General features: G+C 71.5%; 14 protein-coding genes. 5 read left to right on the top strand and 9 right to left on the bottom strand.

Going from position 1 to position 16,639, the window contains the following annotated elements; translation table 11 throughout:
• Positions 1-580: 580 nt before the first annotated feature.
• A complete protein-coding gene (gene erm / locus KHP12_RS16000) occupies positions 581-1,543 on the top strand; it encodes an ErmE/ErmH/ErmO/ErmR family 23S rRNA (adenine(2058)-N(6))-methyltransferase (RefSeq protein ID WP_308016798.1) in 963 nt (320 codons plus the stop codon).
• On the opposite strand, the gene KHP12_RS16005 is transcribed toward erm, so the two are convergent.
• The 4 genes from KHP12_RS16005 to KHP12_RS16020 all read right to left on the bottom strand — a co-directional run bounded on the left by KHP12_RS16005 (position 1,444) and on the right by KHP12_RS16020 (position 5,713).
• Positions 1,444-2,457, bottom strand: a complete 1,014-nt coding sequence (locus KHP12_RS16005) for a CDP-alcohol phosphatidyltransferase family protein (protein ID WP_086880215.1) — start codon at positions 2,455-2,457, stop codon at positions 1,444-1,446. The genes erm and KHP12_RS16005 overlap by 100 nt on opposite strands.
• Before the next feature lie 159 nt (positions 2,458-2,616).
• Positions 2,617-3,903 (bottom strand): ABC transporter substrate-binding protein, encoded by a 1,287-nt coding sequence (locus KHP12_RS16010; RefSeq protein WP_211833087.1) that lies wholly within the window; start codon positions 3,901-3,903, stop codon positions 2,617-2,619.
• Positions 3,903-4,826 carry a carbohydrate ABC transporter permease gene (locus KHP12_RS16015; RefSeq protein WP_372455303.1) on the bottom strand — a complete coding sequence of 308 codons (924 nt, stop codon included), beginning with the start codon at positions 4,824-4,826 and terminating at the stop codon, positions 3,903-3,905. The genes KHP12_RS16010 and KHP12_RS16015 overlap by 1 nt, the downstream gene beginning before the upstream one ends.
• Positions 4,827-4,843: 17 nt before the next feature.
• A complete protein-coding gene (locus tag KHP12_RS16020) occupies positions 4,844-5,713 on the bottom strand; it encodes a carbohydrate ABC transporter permease (RefSeq protein WP_210610489.1) in 870 nt (289 codons plus the stop codon).
• Between the two features lie 315 nt (positions 5,714-6,028).
• Between KHP12_RS16020 and KHP12_RS16025 the strand changes: the two genes are divergently transcribed.
• The gene (locus KHP12_RS16025) at positions 6,029-6,943 is read left to right on the top strand and encodes a phosphotransferase enzyme family protein (RefSeq protein WP_244203374.1); all 915 of its coding nucleotides are present in this window, start codon (positions 6,029-6,031) and stop codon (positions 6,941-6,943) included.
• Between the two features lie 40 nt (positions 6,944-6,983).
• Here KHP12_RS16025 and KHP12_RS16030 read toward each other — a convergent pair whose 3' ends face one another.
• Together KHP12_RS16030 and KHP12_RS16035 are read right to left on the bottom strand one after the other, a co-directional pair.
• A complete protein-coding gene (locus KHP12_RS16030; RefSeq protein WP_086885734.1) occupies positions 6,984-7,577 on the bottom strand; it encodes a TIGR03086 family metal-binding protein in 594 nt (197 codons plus the stop codon).
• Positions 7,578-7,810: 233 nt separating this feature from the next.
• Positions 7,811-8,533, bottom strand: a complete 723-nt coding sequence (locus KHP12_RS16035) for a 3'-5' exonuclease (RefSeq protein WP_164427737.1) — start codon at positions 8,531-8,533, stop codon at positions 7,811-7,813.
• A 158-nt stretch (positions 8,534-8,691) separates the two neighbouring features.
• On the opposite strand from KHP12_RS16035, the gene KHP12_RS16040 reads away from it, so the two are divergent.
• Together KHP12_RS16040 and KHP12_RS16045 are read left to right on the top strand one after the other, a co-directional pair.
• Positions 8,692-9,429, top strand: a complete 738-nt coding sequence (locus KHP12_RS16040; RefSeq protein WP_211833088.1) for a FadR/GntR family transcriptional regulator — start codon at positions 8,692-8,694, stop codon at positions 9,427-9,429.
• Positions 9,426-10,265 carry an ABC transporter ATP-binding protein gene (locus KHP12_RS16045; protein ID WP_210610044.1) on the top strand — a complete coding sequence of 280 codons (840 nt, stop codon included), beginning with the start codon at positions 9,426-9,428 and terminating at the stop codon, positions 10,263-10,265. The genes KHP12_RS16040 and KHP12_RS16045 overlap by 4 nt, the downstream gene beginning before the upstream one ends.
• A 232-nt stretch (positions 10,266-10,497) precedes the next feature.
• On the opposite strand, the gene KHP12_RS16050 is transcribed toward KHP12_RS16045, so the two are convergent.
• The 3 genes from KHP12_RS16050 to KHP12_RS16060 form a co-directional block, all read right to left on the bottom strand.
• A complete protein-coding gene (locus KHP12_RS16050; protein ID WP_086882135.1) occupies positions 10,498-11,745 on the bottom strand; it encodes a DUF5919 domain-containing protein in 1,248 nt (415 codons plus the stop codon).
• Positions 11,746-11,834: 89 nt separating this feature from the next.
• Positions 11,835-13,160: a copper amine oxidase gene (locus KHP12_RS16055; protein WP_086882134.1), complete on the bottom strand. Its 1,326-nt coding sequence runs from the start codon at positions 13,158-13,160 to the stop codon at positions 11,835-11,837.
• A gap of 74 nt (positions 13,161-13,234) precedes the next feature.
• Positions 13,235-14,041: a Tat pathway signal sequence domain protein gene (locus tag KHP12_RS16060; RefSeq protein WP_086882133.1), complete on the bottom strand. Its 807-nt coding sequence runs from the start codon at positions 14,039-14,041 to the stop codon at positions 13,235-13,237.
• Between the two features lie 233 nt (positions 14,042-14,274).
• Between KHP12_RS16060 and glgX the strand changes: the two genes are divergently transcribed.
• On the top strand, positions 14,275-16,419 hold the full coding sequence (glgX, locus tag KHP12_RS16065; RefSeq protein ID WP_086882132.1) for a glycogen debranching protein GlgX: 2,145 nt from the start codon (positions 14,275-14,277) through the stop codon (positions 16,417-16,419).
• Positions 16,420-16,639: the final 220 nt, after the last annotated feature.

The following is a 16,639-nucleotide window of genomic DNA, read 5'->3' on the forward strand; positions in this document are numbered from 1 at the left end:
GCAGCGAGTGCCAGTCGGCGCCCAGGGGGAAGCGCAGTTGGAGCGGGGAACGGTGGAGGCCGTGCCGGGCCAGGTAGTCCCACTCAGACGCGATTCGCAGAAGGGTGTCGGGTGGAAAAGGCGTTGCGGGGTGCCCCGGCCGGTCCCTACGGTGCGGGAATACGGCGGAGATCCGCATACGCGTCCTTTCGCGTACGCGCGCACGGGAGGAGTACACCGATGGGCGGAAGTCCCGGCATCGGCGTGTTCACCCGCATCACTCGTGGCTGTGCCCGGGTGGCGTGTGCGCGCGCCCTTCCCATGCCTGCTCGCCGCCCGCGGCGCGGCCCCGGTGCCCTGGCCGGCCCGGACGCGCCCGGTGTCTCTCCGAGTCTGTGAACGGTTCGCCGTCGAGGTGGTTCCGCCACCTGAGCGGCTGACCCGCCAGACTTCCGATCGCTCGCTCACCGTGAGCTGATCCCACCCGTCCACGCGCCCTCGGCCAGGGCCCCCGCCAGTCCAGGAATCACTCGTTCCGGGACGGGCGGCAGGGCCCGTTCCGCGCTGCTGCCGCCCGCCCGGCTCCGAAAGGACCGTGGCCGTGGCCCGCAATCGACACCATCCCCATGCCCCGCGCGGTGGCGAACCGCGCCGCAACACCGAAGCACCCCACAACACCGAAGCGCCCCGAACGGCGCCGCGCCGCACCGAACGCGACCGCGCGAGGCGTGCGTACGGGCAGAACTTCCTCGTCGACCCGGGCGCCGTCGCCCGCGTCGTACGCGCCGCCCGCCCCGGGCCCGGCGATCTCCTGGTGGAGGTCGGCGCGGGCAAGGGGGCGCTCACCGAGGCGCTGGCCCCGCGCTGCCGTGAGCTGATCGGCTATGAGATCGACCGGCATCTGATCCCGGCGCTGCGGGAGCGGTTCGCCCGCTGTCCGCGGGTCCGGATCGTGCACCAGGACTTCCTGAGCGCGGCGCCGCCACGCGAACCGTTCGCCCTCGTCGGCAACGTGCCCTACGCCCGTACCGCCGAGATCGTGGCCTGGGCGCTACGGGCGGTGCCCCGGCTGACCTCCGCCACGCTGCTCACCCAGGCGGAGTACGCCCGTAAGCGCACCGGGGACTACGGCCGCTGGTCCCTGCTGACCGTACGGTCCTGGCCGGAGGTCGAATGGCGGCTGTGCGGGCGGGTGGCGCGGGCCGCGTTCCGGCCGGTGCCCGCCGTCGACGGCGGGATCCTGCGGCTGACGCGGCGGCCCCAGCCACTGCTCACCGACCCGGCGGCCCGGTCCGTCTACGCGGACCTGGTCGAGCTGGGCTTCACCGGGGTCGGCGGCTCGCTGCACGCGTCACTGCGCCGGGTCTGCCCCGCCCGCGCGCTCGACCGGGCGTTCCGGGCGGCCGGGCTGGGGCGGGACGTGGTGGTGGCGTATGTGACGCCGGAGCAGTGGCTGGTCCTCGCTCAGGAGTTGACCGAGGTGGTGGCCGGAATGCGCTCTTCGGCTGTCTCGAAGGAGTTGATGGTGCGGGTGAAGTCCCGGGTGGACAACAGCAACTTGTAGATGATGGCCAGCTCGAAGACGAGCAGCAGCACACCCGATACGACGGTCGTCGCCACCACCGCGTCGACGGCCGGGCCGATGATGAACACGCCCATCTGGAACTCGATACCGCTGATGAGATGAGCGCGGATGCGGTGGCGCTGGAGGAAGTTCCGGCACCGGACCCACCACGGGAAGCGGCGCCGGAACTCCTGGTGCAGATCGACGACGGCGGGACGGCGCGGGGCCGGTACCGGGACGGCCGTGGGCTCCAGGGCCGTCACCGGCTCCATCGGAGCAGCGGGCTCCAAGGGAGCCACCGTGTCGCGGTCCGTCTCCAGGTCGGCCTCGGGGTTCTCCCGCAGCAGGTCCTCCATGAAGGCCAGTTCGGCCTGGTTCTCGGCCTTGCGGGCCGCCCGCATCCGGGCCTTGATCTGCTTGCGCATCCCGTGCCGGATCTTGAAGATCTCCAGCGAGTCGATGTAGCGCAGCGCGTCCAGGGAGGCGACGGCCAGCGCCAGCCACAGATACAGGACGTCATCCGTACGCACGTACTGGCCGCCCATCAGGGCGACCGAGCACACCAGAACCCGGATCCGGTCGAAGACGAAGTCCAGCCAGGCCCCGAAGACCGAGCCGGTGCCGGTCAGCCGGGCCAGCTTGCCGTCCATGCAGTCGAAGATGAAGCTCACGTGGTAGAGCACGGCCCCGAGCAACAGCCATCTCCAGTCGCCCTGGGCGAAGCACGCGGCGGAGCCGAGGCCCACCAGGAACGCACCCCAGGTGAGCTGGTTGGGGGTGGCTCGGGTGTACCTGGCGATCCAGCGGACCAGCGGTGTGGCCACCGGGTCCACGAGCATGACGGTCCACCACGCGTCTCGCTTCTTCTCGGTGATCCGGCGGACCTCGGCGAGTGGCGGTATGTCTCGGGGCATGGTCAATCTTTCTGGCGTTAGACACGAGTTCACCTGAAGGTAAGAAGCCGTTAAGAGAAGAGACAAGATCGGGCAAGGGCAACCTTTGTCAGGGGTCAACGGTCTGCTGGGGTGACCGGGTCCATGGCAGGACCAGGTGCGTCGGCGGCGTAGCGGGTCCTACCGCTGATAGCGGGCGAGCACCAGGTTCCCGTCGTCGACCAGCCGCTCCCGCAACTCCCCCATGCCGATCGCCCCGCTGTAGTACTCCTGCAACGCCGGGGTGGCCACCTTGTCCTTCCACTCCGGGTAGCCGCGCACCGTCTGCGCGGGCGCCGGGCGCAGCTGTCCGGCCAGGGAGGTGCCGGTGGCCCAGCCGTGGCGGCGGGTGCGCAAAGCAGGGTCCCGCAGCGCGGTCCGGCCCGTGGGGAGCATCCAGTCGCCCCGGGCGAGCCGCACCATATGCGGCGGGCGCAGGAAGAAGTCGATGAAGCGGGCGGCCTCCCGCTGGTACGGGCTGTCCGCGGCGATGGACAGCGTCTGCGGGCTGACCCCCTGCCGCTGGTCGCCGCCCGGCCCGGCCGGGGACGGCAGTACGGTCCAGGCGAACCCCTTGGGCGCCTGCTGCACGACCTGCTGACGGTAGGAGAAGCCGAGCGGCACCATCGCGTACTTCCCGCCGAAGAAGCCGGGGAGGGTGTCGGAGCCGCCCATGCCGAGGGTGGTCCGTGCGGCGGTGCGGTCGCCGCCCAGCTGGTCGTGGATGACGCGGGGCACCCGCTGGTCGGCGGCATCGAACCGGACGGTGACCTTGCCGTCCGTGCCCCGGTGGAAGACCTTGCCGCCGGTGGAGAGCGAGAGGTTGAGGGTCGCGGAGACGGGCTCCTTGAGCGGCCAGGCCACGCCGTACGTCCCGTCCCGGGTCAGCTCCTCCGCCGCGTCCTCGAACTCGGCCCAGCTCCAGGGACGTTCGGCGGTGGGGATCCGCACCCGGGCCCGCTCCAGCAGCGTGCGGTTGGCGATGAGCACGCGCGGCTCCTGGAGGAACGGCACACCGTGGACGCCGCCGTCGAAGGTGGCGGTCTGCCAGGTCCGGGGTGGGATCTCGTCCTTGAGCCGCCGGGGCAGCAGGTCGGTGAGATCGGCGAGATAGCCGCCGTAGGCGAAGTCGGCGAGGTCGTCGGTGGCGTCATGGATGATGTCGGGCGCCTCACCGCCCTCGAAGGAGGTGAGCAGCTGGTCGTGGACGCCGTCCCAGCTGCCCTGGACATATTCGACCCGGATGTCGGGGTGGGCCGCGTTCCACTCCCCCACCAGCTGTTTGTTGGCCACCACCGATTCCTGCTGCCAGGCCAGCGACTGGAAGCGCAGGGTGATCCGGCCGCCGGTCCCCCGCCGCCGCTCGGGCGCGCAGCCGGACAGCAGCGCCCCGGTGGCGGACGCGGCCAGCAGCGTCCGGCGGCGCATCAGTGCTTCACCGCCCCGGCCAGGGTGCCGCTGGTGATCCGGCGCTGGATGAGCGCGAACAGCACGAGCGAGGGCAGGGTCGCCAGCAGTGAGGCGGCGGCGAGCGGGCCGAGATCGGCGACGCCCTCGGTTCCGATGAAGTGGGTGAGGATGATCGGCATCGTCTGTTTCCGCGGCGACTTGAGCAGGACGAGCGCGAAGAAGAACTCGTTCCAGGCGGTGATGAACGCGAAGAGCGCGGTGGCCACGATGCCGGGGGTCAGCAGCGGCATGGTGACGGAGACCAGCACGCGCAGTCTGCCCGCGCCGTCCACGGCCGCGGCCTCCTCCAGCTCGCGCGGTACGGCCCGGGCGTACCCGGCCAGCATCCACAGGGCGAACGGCAGGGACCACACCACGTACACCATGATCAGCCCGGAGAGGGAGTCGATCAGCCGGACCTCCTTGAGCACCAGGAACAGCGGGATGATCACCAGGACGAAGGGGAACGCCTGGCTGACCACGATCCAGCCGGTGGCCGCCCGGGACAGCGCGGAGCGGTGGTGGCGGGCCATCACATACGCCATGGGGGTGGCGATGGCGACGGTGATGACCGCGGCGGCGAGGGAGGCGATCAGGCTGTTGCCCGCGGACCGCAACAGCGGCTGCTCATCGAACGCCTGGCGGAAGTTGTCGAGGGTGGGATGGTCGGGGATCCAGCCCGGGTGGAGGCTCGCCAGCTCGCGCGGCGGCTTGAACGCGGTGGAGACCAGCCACAGCAGGGGGAAGGCGAGGAAGACCAGATAGCCGAGGAGGGCGAGGTACTGGCCGGTGCGCGCCGCGCGGCGCCTGGCGGTGGGGCCGCGACGCCCGGCGGTTCGATGGTGGCGCACCTCGCCGGGGCTGGGGCCGGGGCCGCGATGCCCGGGGACGGGGCTGGGCATGTCGCTGGGGCGGGGGCTCATGCCTCGTCGTCTCCCTTCAGCCGGGCCACGAGATGGACGGCCAGCAGGATGGAGACCACCGCCACCAGCACACAGCCCATGGCCGCCGCGTAGCCGAACTGGCCGTAGCGGAAAGCCTCTTCATAGGCGAAGAGCATCGGCAGCCGGGTGCGGCCGCCGGGCCCGCCGCCCGTCAGGACGTAGACCAGGGCGAAGGAGTTGACGTTCCAGATGAAGCTGAGCGCGCTGATGGCCAGGGCGATGGGCCTGATGGCGGGCCAGGTGACGGCGCGGAAGCGGCGCCAGGCACCGGCGCCGTCCATGGCCGCGGCCTCGTGCAGTTCGCGCGGCACATTCGAGAGCCCGGCCAGCAGGGTGACCGTGACCTGCGGAAGCCGTGCCCAGATGCCGACCACGACGACGGCGGGCAGGGCGGTGGACAGACTGCCGAGCCAGTCGCGGTGGGTGCCCAGCGTCTCGTTGAGCACTCCCGCGTCGGGGTGGTAGACCAGCCGCCACATGATGCCGACCACGACCTCCGGCATAGCCCAGGGGACGATCGCGAGCGCCCGCGACAGCCAGCGGAACCGCAGGTCCTGGTGGAGCAGCAGGGCGAGGCCGAGCGCGAGCAGGAACTGCGGTACGGAGACGGCCACCGCCCACACCAGACCGATCCGGAAGGACTCCCAGAAGAGGGTGTCGCGCAGCAGGTCCTGGAAGTTGAGCAGCCCGATCCACTGGGTGGGGTCGGTGCGGCCCGCCTGGGAGTCGGTGAAGGCGAGCGCGATGCCGTAGAGGAGCGGGCCGACGCTGAGGAGGAGGATCGGGATCAGCGCGGGCAGGACCAGGAACCACGCCCCGTGGGTGCCGTCCTGACGGCGTGCCATGCGGCTGCCCGGGCCCTTGGCGGAGCCCCGGTCCTTGGTGGAGCCCCGGCCCTTGGCGGAGCCCCGGCCCTTGGCGGAGCCCGGGTCCGAGCGCGCCGGGTCGGCGGTCGCGGGTATCACGGCAGGGCCCCCTTCGGACGCGGTGGGAGGGCGGTCCGAGTGGGAGAGCCCACGTCATCGTGCGGAGGGCGGGCGGTGCAGTCAAGCGGTTCCACCTGCGACAGTCGACGCAGCGTTCGGTACGGCGATCGATGCCGCAGTCGGTACGGCGGTCGGTACGGTGCTACGGACATCGGCGCGGAGAAGGGACATTCGGTGGTGGAGGTCGCGTTCACGGAGGAGCGGGCGCGGGCGGTGCTCTCGGCCGCGCTGCCGCCCTACCGGGCCGGTACGGCGGAGGCCCGGCTGCTGGCCCTCGGTGAGAACGCCGTCTTCGCCGTCGACAGCCTCGACCTGGTGGTCCGGATCAGCCGAGACCTTGAGGTGTGGGACCGGGCCGCCCGGGAGCTGAGGATCGCCGACTGGCTCGCCCGGGAGGGGCTGCCCGCGGTCCGCCCCGACCGGCGCTTCGGCCCCGAGCAGCCGCTTCCGTTCGCCAACCACCTCGTCACGTACTGGCAGCGGCTTCCCGACCCGGTACGCCCCGCCGGGGCGCGCGATCTCGCGGAGCTGCTGCGGATGGTGCACGCCCTGCCCGACCCGCCCGGCGACCCGGCGCCGCTGCCGCTGCCGCGCCGCGATCTGCTGGGTGGGGTCGAGCGCTGGCTGCGGCTGGCCGGGGACGCGATCGACCCGGCGGACGCGGCGTATCTGCGCGCCCGCCGGGACGACGTCGCGGCCGCCGCCGAGGAGCTGACCCCGCGCCTCGCTCCCGGCCCGATCCACGGCGACGCGCTGCCGCGCAATGTGCACATCGGTCCGGACGGCCCGGTGCTGGTGGACCTGGAGACCTTCTCGCACGATCTGCGCGAGCACGATCTGGTGGTGATGGCCCTGGCCCGGGACCGCTATGGACTCGGTGCGGCGGAGTACGACGCGTTCGTGGCGGAGTACGGCTGGGACGTCCGCGAGTGGCCCGGCTGCGCGGTGCTGCGGGGCGCGCGCGAGACCGCCAGCTGTGCCTGGGTCTCCCAGCACGCCCCGGGCAACCCGGCGGCCCGCGCCGAGTTCGCCCGCCGCATCGCCTCCCTGCGGGAGGGCGACACGGCGGTGCGCTGGCACACGTTCTGAGCGAAACGCGGCGCCGACCGACCCGCCGTGGGGCATTCGCTCAGGCGCGCCATCCCGGGTCGCGGCCGCTCAAGGCGATCGCGCGGTCCAGCGGAGGCGCATCGGCCGGGACGGGGACCATGGGGCCGAACAGCTCCTTGGGTCGCTCCTCGTCCGGGACCGCCGACAGCCATCCGATGATGGTCTCGACGCTGCCGGGATCGCAGTCATAGGGCTGGCCGGTGGCGCGGGCGAGATCCCAGCCGTGGATCACCAGCTCGTCCAGCGCCACGATGCCCATCATCTGGGCGGGCATGGTGACGCCCCCGGCCTCCGCGGTGCCCAACCAGGCGGACGGCTCGCGCCAGGCCACGGCCAGCGCGTCCAGACGGCGCGGCAGTTCCTGCCGCCAGTCGGGGTCCAGCCGGTCGGCCGACCCCTGCCCGGGGGCGGGGCCCGCCGCCTCCGTGGTCTTCTCGGCGGCGTGGCGCATGGCGAGGGCGAGCCCCATGAAGTGGTCGAGCAGATCGGCCACGGAGTAGGCGCCACACGGTGTGGGCGCGCTGAGCTGCTCGTCCGTGATGCCGCTGAGCAGCGCCGTCACCCGCTGCGCTGTGGGTCCGAAATCGATCACGGTGGTCTGTTCATCGGTCACGGTCGTCTTCTCCTCGCTCAAGTCCGGGGTCCGTCCCCCTTACCCGTACGGACCGGCTTATCCGTACGGACCGGCTTATCCGTACGGACCGGCCCGCCGCCGGAAACTCATCGGTGCGGCGCGCTTCCGATATCCGCCCGATTGGGCCGCCGCCCCAGCCCGGTGGGCCGCTACCCCAACCCGGTGGGCCGCCGCCCCAACCCGGTGGGCCGCTACCCCAACCCGGTGGGCCGCTACCCCACCACCGCCCCCGCCTCCCGCAGCGGCCAGCCGCCGTCCACCACCGCGTCCGGAGTGCCCTTGCGGCGCAGCCAGGACTGGAAGTCGGCCGCCCAGTGCGCGTACCACCCCACCTGCTTGCGGTGGAGGTCCCACAACTCGAGCCCGGCGACCTCGCCGTACCGCTCGGCGAGCGCGCAGGCGACCCGCACCGCCGCCAGCGCGTCCGCACCGGCGTCATGGGCGCGGTCGTGCACCACCCCGTACTCCCCGCAGACGGCCTCCAGCGTGCGCTTGCCCTTGCGGTAGCGGTCGACGGCGCGGTCTATCGTGTACGGATCCACGACGGGGCCGGTAGCCGCGCCCTCCAGCCGCTCGCTCAGCGGGCGCAGCCCGTGCCGCCCCAACTCGGCGGCGAGCAGGCTGAGATCGAACGCCGCGTTGTACGCCACCACCGGGGCGCCGGCGCGCCAGTGCGCCACCAGCACCTCGGCGACCTCCTCGACCACCTCGCGGGCGGGCCTGCCCTCCGCCGCCGCCCGCTCACCGGTGATCCCGTGCACCGCCACGGCGTCCTCGGGGATGGGCACTTGGGGGTCGGCCAGCCACTCGCGCCGCCCGACCGGCTCCCCGCCCCTCACCTCGACCACGGCCGCCGTCACGATCCGTGCCGTGCGCGGATCGGTGCCCGTCGTCTCCAGGTCGAATCCGATCAGCAGCCCCCGGTGCCAGCCCATGGTCGCCCCTCCCTTTGTCGTACTTCCCCCATGTGTGCACCACCTTCCCATGCACCACTGACAACGGCCGGTGCGCCGGACCAAGTCCTCAGACGTCTGAGGACTCTGTGTTAGAGTCCCCGCCGTCCTCGCACGATCGTTCAGGGAGAGGCGGCGCGGTGGCGGCGGAGACGGCACGCTTGCGGCACGGGCCCGTGGTGCCACGGGTCGAGAGCGCCCTGCGCGCGATGCTCACCGAGGGCCGCTGGCGGCCCGGCGAGCGACTGCCCAACGAGGTGGCGCTCGCCGCCGAACTGGGCGTCGGCCGCTCCTCGGTACGGGAGGCCGTACGCCTGCTGACCCATGACGGGCTGGTCGAGGTGCGGCACGGCTCGGGCACCTACGCCGCGAAGCCCCCGGCCCCCGCCGAGGAGGGCGATATACGGCGGCTGCTGCGCCGGGCCCGGCTGCGCGAGGTGTACGAGGTGCGCCGCGCCCTGGAGGTCGAGGCCGCCCGGCTGGCCGCCGGGCGCATCCGCCCCGAGGACGTCGGGCGGCTGCGGGACCACCTCGCGCTGCGCGAGGAGCGGACCGGAGGCGATCCGGCCGCCTTCGTGGACGCCGATCTGGCCTTCCACCGGACCGTGGTGGAGCTGTCCGGGAACGCCGTGCTGCTGGGCCTGTTCACCTCCGTCCTCCCGGTGCTGCGCGAGGCGCTGGTGGAGATGGTCAGCCACGAACCGGCCCTGCCCGATGTGTCGTGCGCCCACGCCGAGCTGCTGGACGGGCTGGCCCGCGGTGACGCCGACGCCGCGATCGCGGCCACGGTCTCCCATCTCGAGGCCGTCATGGAACTCTTCGCAAGCGATGAAGGCGACAACAGCGACACCAGCGAAAAGGAGGTGGCGGCCCCGTGACCGCCCCGGCCGTCCCCGTACTCAGGCTGCGCGAGGTGGATGTGGTGCGCGACGGCACCCCGCTGCTGCGCTCGATCTCGCTCACCGTCCACCAGGGCGAGCACTGGGCGCTGCTCGGCTCCAACGGCGCGGGCAAGTCCACCCTGCTGAGCCTGGCGGGCGCGCTGGTGCACCCCACGCGCGGCACCGTGGAGGTCCTCGGCCGCACGCTGGGGCGAGTGGATCTGCGGGAGCTGCGGTCGTTCGTGGGCCATGTGGATCCCCGGCATCCGCTGCGCTCACCGCTGCGGGTGCGGGACGTGGTGCTCACCGGGCTGACCAACACCGTGGAGCCGGTCCCCCGCCACCGCCCCACCCCCGACCAGCGCGACCGGGCCGACCGGCTGCTGACCACCCTCGGCATGGGCGGGAAGCTGGACGCGCGCTGGCCGACGCTGTCGCAGGGGCAGCGCGGCCGGGTGCTGATCGCCCGGGCGCTGATGCCCCTCCCTCGGCTGCTGCTGCTCGACGAACCGGCCACCGGTCTGGATCTGGCCGCCCGTGAGCAACTGCTGGAGAGCCTGGACACCCTGCGCCGGGACCACCGCGAACTGGCCACGGTCCTGGTCACCCACCACCTGGAGGAGCTGCCCGCCAGCACCACCCACGCCATGCTGCTGCGTACCGGGGAGTGCCTGGCGTCGGGCGCGGTGGACGAGGTGGTGACCACCGACCACATCACCAAGTGCTTCGACCACCCGGTGCACATCAGCCGCACCGAGGGCCGCTGGGCCGCCCGCGCCCTGCGGCCGCCGTACCAGGGCACGGGCTCCGCAGGGGTGTCCGACGCATCGTGACGCCTGCGGCGGGCCACGCGGCGGAGCCGCATGTCGATGCTTCCCCCCCTCCCCGCCCCTTCCCAGCACCTGACGATATGCGGCTCCGCCGCGTGGGGGGCTCCGCCCCAGACCCCGCTCCTCAAACTCCCCCAGCTACCGCCGGGAGGTGCCCCCTGGAGGGGCTGGGAGGCGGGGAGGGGGAACAAGCCCCGTCGGACAGCCCGTAGGGGCAGCGCGCCGACTCGTCCGTTCAGGACACCGGCCGGGAGTCCGCCCAGACGCTCTCGAACTCCTCGCGGTAGGTCCCGAAGAGCCCGCCCTCGCCCTCCTCGGCCGCGCCCTCGCGGACGACATCGCGGCCCCGTCCGCCGCCGCGCAGCACCAGGACCGGGGCCTCCATGCCCCGGGCCTTGCGCAGATAGGACTGGACGACCGCGAGGCCGTCCGCGCCGTCGCCGTTGACCAGGTAGGCGGTGAAGCGGGGCGTCTCGTCGAAGACATGGATCTCGAACGCGCCCGGGTCCCGCAGCCGGGCGCGCACCCGCCGCATATGGAGGATGTTCATCTCCACCGAGCGGCTCATCTCGCCCTTCTTCAGACCGAGCTCGCGCTCCCGCCGCCGCACCGCGCTGCTCGCCGGGTTGAGGAAGAGCAGCCGGGCCCGGCAGCCGGATTCGGCCAGCCGGACCAGCCGGCGGCCCGAGTAGTTCTGGACCAGGAGGTTGAGCCCGATGCCGACGGCGTCGAGGCGGCGGGCGTTGCCGAAGAGGTCCTCGGCGGGCAGCTGGCGCTGGAGCCGCACCCGGTCGGAATGGACGCCCACCACATCGGCGTAGCGGTCGCCGACGAGGTCCTCGACGGCGTCGATGGGCAGCCGTTCGGCGGAGGGGGAGCCGGTGCCGCTGCCGAGGATCTCCAGCAGCCGGGCGGAGGCCCGCTCGGCCTGGGCGAGTACCGTCTCGGACAGGGCGCGGTTGCGGGAGACCACATTGCGGGAGACCTCCAGCTCGTCCAGGACCAGCTCCACCTCGCGGCGGTCGTCGAGGTAGGGCTCGAAGCACGGCCAGTGCTGGACGAGGAGCTCCCGCAGTTGCGGCAGGGTCAGGAAGCTGACCACATTGTCGTCGGCCGGGTCGAGCAGATAGCCCTTGCGCCGGCTGACCTCGCGTACGGCGACCGCCCGCTGCACCCACTCCTGCCCGGCGGGGCCGGCCGCGGCGATGACCCAGTCCTCGCCGTGGACCGGTTCGTAGATGGGCCGCAGCACGGCGCTGACGACGGCGCGCAGCCGCTGTTCCACGAGGTTGAGCCAGATATAGGCCCGCCCGGCCCGGCGTGCGCGTGTGCGCACCTCGCTCCAGGCTTCGGCGCCCCAGTCCAGTTCCGCTCCGATCTCCATCGGCCGCACCAGGGACACCGCGCCGGGAGGTGCGTCGGTGGAGCCATCACCCCCGGGACCTCCGTCACCGGGGGGCAGCTCCAGCCCGCCCGAGCTCACCTGTGCACCGCCTTCCGCCCCCGTCCAACGATCACCGCAGACTACTGCGCGGGCGGGGGCGGTGCGACACTCAGGTCCTGCCTATCAGGTCAACGTGCCTCTTCTGTATGGCCGTTGTGTCCGGACAGTGCAGGCGGCGTGAGGGGATTCATAGCGGTGACGTCGCGCGGGGAGAGCTGGAAGCCCTGCCAGTGCACCGGCATCGGCTCCTGGTCCTCATCCCGGGCGATGTGGTGGAACCCGATGTTGACCCACACGATGGGGTGCTTGAGGGTCTGCCCGTTGACCCACTTGTCGACGCTCTTACCGACAGCGCAGCTGCGCAGATTGTTGCTGGCGAACTGCTCACACTTGTTGTACTCGGTGAAGTAGACGTCGTGTTTGGTGAAACTACGTCCCTGGTACTTGGTGGTGTGGCCGGGAACGATCTCGTAGCTGCGCGGATGGCCGTCCTTGTTCTTGCCCGCCGTGCTGACCACGCGCCACCACCGCGCCGCCGCCGCGTCACCGGCCAGCTCCTTGGTGACCTTGGTGCGGGTGGTCTTGGTCTTCGGGATCCGCCCGGAGGTCGCGGTGGTCTTGGAGTCGTACTGCTCGACCTTGCTCTTGGGCGAGCCGTCCAGCCCGAAGTTCAGCCGCCAGAAGACGTTGTGGGCATGGCTGGTGGCGTAGTCCTTGGCGCCCTTGCCGATGGGCCAGCCGCGGCCGTCGCCCGCGTCGTAGTCCATCGGGGAGAGCGTGCCGGTGGCGCCGACCTGCATGGTCATGGTGCCGTCACCGGAGAACCGCCACTCGGTGATGTACTCGTACCAGCCGACCTGGTTGACGGTGTAGACCAGCAGGTCCTTGCCCTGGAGCTGGTAGACCTTGTTCTCACTGCCGGCCCCGAAGCCGCCCTCGCCCATGCGGTAGGCGTGACCGCGGGCCCGGGTGGTGGCGCACAGGCCCTTCACATTCGGGTGCTCGGGGTCCCAGGCGTCGGGCACCCGCACGGTCTTGATCGTGCCGCCGGGGCACTCGGCCGGATCCAGCTGCTGGAGCCCCTGGGCGAAGTTCTGCCCGGTGAGGTCGTCGTACTCATTGCTGCCGTCGTCGTAGGGCACATGGATCTGGCCCAGCTTCGCCGAGGTCAGCACCTTGATCGGGGCGCTTTCGCCCTTGGGCTGGTACGAGATGTCGTCGAGCACCAGCCCGGCCTTGCTCTCGTAGTGCCAGCACATCCGCCAGGTGGTGCCGCCGTCGAGCTTCTGCTCGATTCTGTACGGGGCGCTACAGTCCGCCGCGGCAGCGGTCCGCGGGGCCGCCTGGGCGCTGCCGACCGGCCCGGCGGCGATCGCCACGGTGCCGAGCAGCGCCGAGGCGCCGATGGCCGCCGCGACCCGGGCACGGGCGCGGCGGAGCCTGCTGTCAGGCATGGGGAGACTCCTGTAATGAAGCGTTGAGAGGTGTGCGAGACGCCGGGGCCGGGGCCCTAGCCGGGGCCGGGGCCCTAGCCGAGCTTCGTGACCTTGTGGGCGCTCAGGTCGACCACCATCTGCCGGGTGTCGATCCAGGGGCCGTTCACCACCCGGGTGAACAGCCGTACGCAGCGGTGCTTGCCGCAGTCCTGGACCGAGGCCGGACCGGGGTTGCTGCCCTCGCCGGCGCGGTAGATGAAGCCGGTGACGGTCAACTGGTCCGGACGGGTCAGCGCCTTGCCGGTGGCGTCCTTGAAGTCCTTCTTCAGCCCCTCGCCCAGCTTGTCGGCCATCAGCAGCCGCGCGGCCTCCATCACCTCGTCGCGGTTGGGCGGCGGCTGCACCCCGTGCTGGGTGTCGGTGCCGGTGACCTTGCCGCTGCCGAGGTCGACCGTCTTGGTGACGTAGGTGTCGTCCTTGTAGTCGTAGTACGTCACCTCGGCGCGGCGCGGCGGGTCGGCGGCCCCCACCTCGTCGGGGCTCAGCTCCGCGAGGTCGGTGGAGAGCCGCTCGGGGCCCTTGGCGCCCTTGACGTCCTCGCTGCTCATGCGGAAATCGCGCCCGGCCGCGAGGCTCTGGGCGCGCTTCATCTCGTCGTCGGTCAGCGGATCGCGGCCGCTGCCGGTCTTGCCCTGTTCGGGCGCCTCCTCCACCACTCCGGGCTGCTGCCGGGCCGCCTGGCCCTGCTCCGCCGAGGAGCTCTGGGGTCCCCCACCCGAGCCTTCCTCGCCGGACGCGCTCTCCGGAAGCGTCACGCCGACCAGGACCGCCGTGGCGGTGATCGCCACGGCCGCGCCGGCCACCACCTTGCCCAGGTGGCGGTGCATCACCTTGCGCACATCCTCCCCCAATCCCCCCTGTCGTCATATCGGACCGCATAGCGGGATACGCGTATGCGTCAGGTCACCCGGTAGGACGAACCGAAATGGCCGTAGGTTGCCTCACTTTTGAGGAAGTTCCGTCGAAAGAGCGGATGGCTCCGGCCAGTTGGGAAAGGATGCAGGGTCGGTCATGTTCCGTCCGGTGCCCGGGGTGCTCGCGGCCCCCGGAGAAGAAGTGGAAGAGTCGACGTATGCAGGTCTGGCCGGGACAGGCTTATCCCCTTGGCGCCACCTACGACGGCGCCGGAACCAACTTCGCGGTGTTCTCCGAGGCCGCCGTCCGCATCGAGCTGTGCCTCCTGCACGACGACGGCTCGGAGACGGCGGTCGAGCTGCGGGAGTCCGACGCGTTCGTGCGCCACGCCTATCTGCCGGGGATCATGCCGGGGCAGCGCTACGGCTTCCGGGCCCATGGCCCGTACGAACCGGAGCTCGGCCACCGCTGCAATTCCGCCAAGCTGTTGCTGGATCCGTACGCCAAGGCGGTCAGCGGGCGGGTCGAGTGGGGCGAGGAGGTCTACGGCTACCACTTCGGGCAGCCCGACAAGCGCAATGACCTCGACTCCGCCCCGCACACCATGGCGTCGGTGGTGGTCAATCCGTACTTCGACTGGGGTGACGACCGCCCGCCGCGCACCGACTACCACCGCATGGTCATCTACGAGGCGCATGTCAAGGGGCTGACCATGCGCCACCCCCGGCTGCCGGAGGAGCTGCGCGGGACCTACGCGGCGCTCGCCCATCCGGCGATCATCGAACACCTGACCGAATTGGGCGTCACCACGCTGGAACTGATGCCCGTGCACCAGTTCGTCCACGACCACCGGCTGGTCGACGCGGGGCTGGCCAACTACTGGGGCTACAACACCATCGGCTTCTTCGCCCCGCACAACGCCTACGCCTCCTGGGGCGACCGGGGCCAGCAGGTGCTGGAGTTCAAATCGGCGGTACGGGCGCTGCACCAGGCGGGCATCGAGGTCATCCTGGACGTGGTCTACAACCACACGGCCGAGGGCAACCACCTGGGCCCCACGCTCTCCTTCCGGGGCCTGGACAACGCCTCGTACTACCGGCTGACCGACGACCGCCGGTACTACATGGACACCACCGGCACCGGGAACTCCCTGCTGATGCGGTCCCCGCATGTGCTCCAGCTGATCATGGACTCGCTGCGCTACTGGGTGACCGAGATGCATGTGGACGGCTTCCGCTTCGATCTGGCGGCGACGCTGGCCCGGCAGTTCCACGAGGTGGACCGGCTGTCGTCATTCTTCGACCTGGTCCAGCAGGATCCGGTGGTGAGCCAGGTGAAGCTGATCGCCGAGCCCTGGGACGTCGGCGAGGGCGGCTATCAGGTCGGCAACTTCCCGCCCCTGTGGACCGAGTGGAACGGCAAGTTCCGGGACACCGTGCGAGATCTGTGGCGCGGTGAGCCGAGGACGCTGGCCGAGTTCGCCTCCCGGCTCACCGGCTCCTCCGACCTCTACCAGGGCGACGGGCGGCGCCCGCTGGCCTCGGTCAACTTCGTCACCTGCCATGACGGCTTCACCCTGCGCGACCTGGTGAGCTACGACGAGAAGCACAACGAGGCCAACGGCGAGTCCAACCAGGACGGCGAGAGCTACAACCGGTCCTGGAACTGCGGCGTCGAGGGCGAGACCGACGATCCGGCGGTGCGGACGCTGCGCGAGCGCCAGATGCGCAACTTCATCGCCACCCTGATGCTCTCCCAGGGCGTGCCGATGCTCAGCCACGGCGATGAGTTCGGGCGCACCCAGGGCGGCAACAACAACGCGTATTGCCAGGACAACGAGGTCTCCTGGGTGCGCTGGCCGGATCACACCAAGGGGCAGGACGGCGAATGGGAGGACCGCTCGGCGCTGGAGCTGCTGCGCTTCGCCCGCTCGCTGGTGTGGCTGCGCCGCGACCACCCCGTCTTCCGGCGCCGCCGCTTCTTCCACGGGCGGCCCGTGGAGGGCACCCATGACGAGCTGTCGGACATCGCCTGGTTCACCCATGAGGGAGAGGAGATGACCCCGCGCGACTGGCAGGCGGCGCACGCCAAGTCCCTCACGGTCTTCCTCAACGGCAGCGCGATCTCCGAACCGGGGGCGCGCGGCGAGCGGATCACCGATGACTCGTTCCTGCTGCTCTTCAACGCCCACCACGAGCCGCTGGACTTCGTCGTACCCATCGACCACGGCAAGCAGTGGCAGCTCATCGTGGACACGGCGGTGCCGGAGGGCGTGGAGCCGGGCAGCGGCTCGAAGGTCGCCGCGGGCGACCGGCTGACCCTGGTGGACCGCAGCCTGATGGTGCTGCAGCGGCCGGCCTAGGGCGGGGGTCTGCTCAGGTCCGGGCTCGGCCGCGTAGTGGCCTCCGGGCCCCGCCTCATGGTCGCGGCTCCAGGCCCCCAGAAGCTGATCGCAAGAGCTCTGCGCCCCCTTTTCAGCTCCGGCCGGAAGGGGGCGCTTCCGTGCATCCTTGCGCCCTTGACCGAGGGGTCCTGGTGGGTGACCGTCGTAGAAGTCCGTAGAAGCAAGCCCGGAAACCGAA

Origin of the sequence: Streptomyces asiaticus (assembly GCF_018138715.1) — a bacterium.
GTDB classification, from domain to species: domain Bacteria; phylum Actinomycetota; class Actinomycetes; order Streptomycetales; family Streptomycetaceae; genus Streptomyces; species Streptomyces asiaticus.

What these genes read in the sequence shown, in the direction of transcription:
- KHP12_RS16005 (WP_086880215.1), bottom strand. Translation starts at nt 2,457, where the DNA reads ATGCCCCGAGACATACCGCCACTCGCCGAGGTCCGCCGGATCACCGAG.
- KHP12_RS16010 (WP_211833087.1), bottom strand. Translation starts at nt 3,903, where the DNA reads ATGCGCCGCCGGACGCTGCTGGCCGCGTCCGCCACCGGGGCGCTGCTG.
- KHP12_RS16015 (WP_372455303.1), bottom strand. Translation starts at nt 4,826, where the DNA reads ATGCCCAGCCCCGTCCCCGGGCATCGCGGCCCCGGCCCCAGCCCCGGC.
- KHP12_RS16020 (WP_210610489.1), bottom strand. Translation starts at nt 5,713, where the DNA reads ATGGCACGCCGTCAGGACGGCACCCACGGGGCGTGGTTCCTGGTCCTG.
- KHP12_RS16035 (WP_164427737.1), bottom strand. Translation starts at nt 8,533, where the DNA reads ATGGGCTGGCACCGGGGGCTGCTGATCGGATTCGACCTGGAGACGACG.
- KHP12_RS16055 (WP_086882134.1), bottom strand. Translation starts at nt 13,160, where the DNA reads ATGCCTGACAGCAGGCTCCGCCGCGCCCGTGCCCGGGTCGCGGCGGCC.
- glgX (WP_086882132.1), top strand. Translation starts at nt 14,275, where the DNA reads ATGCAGGTCTGGCCGGGACAGGCTTATCCCCTTGGCGCCACCTACGAC.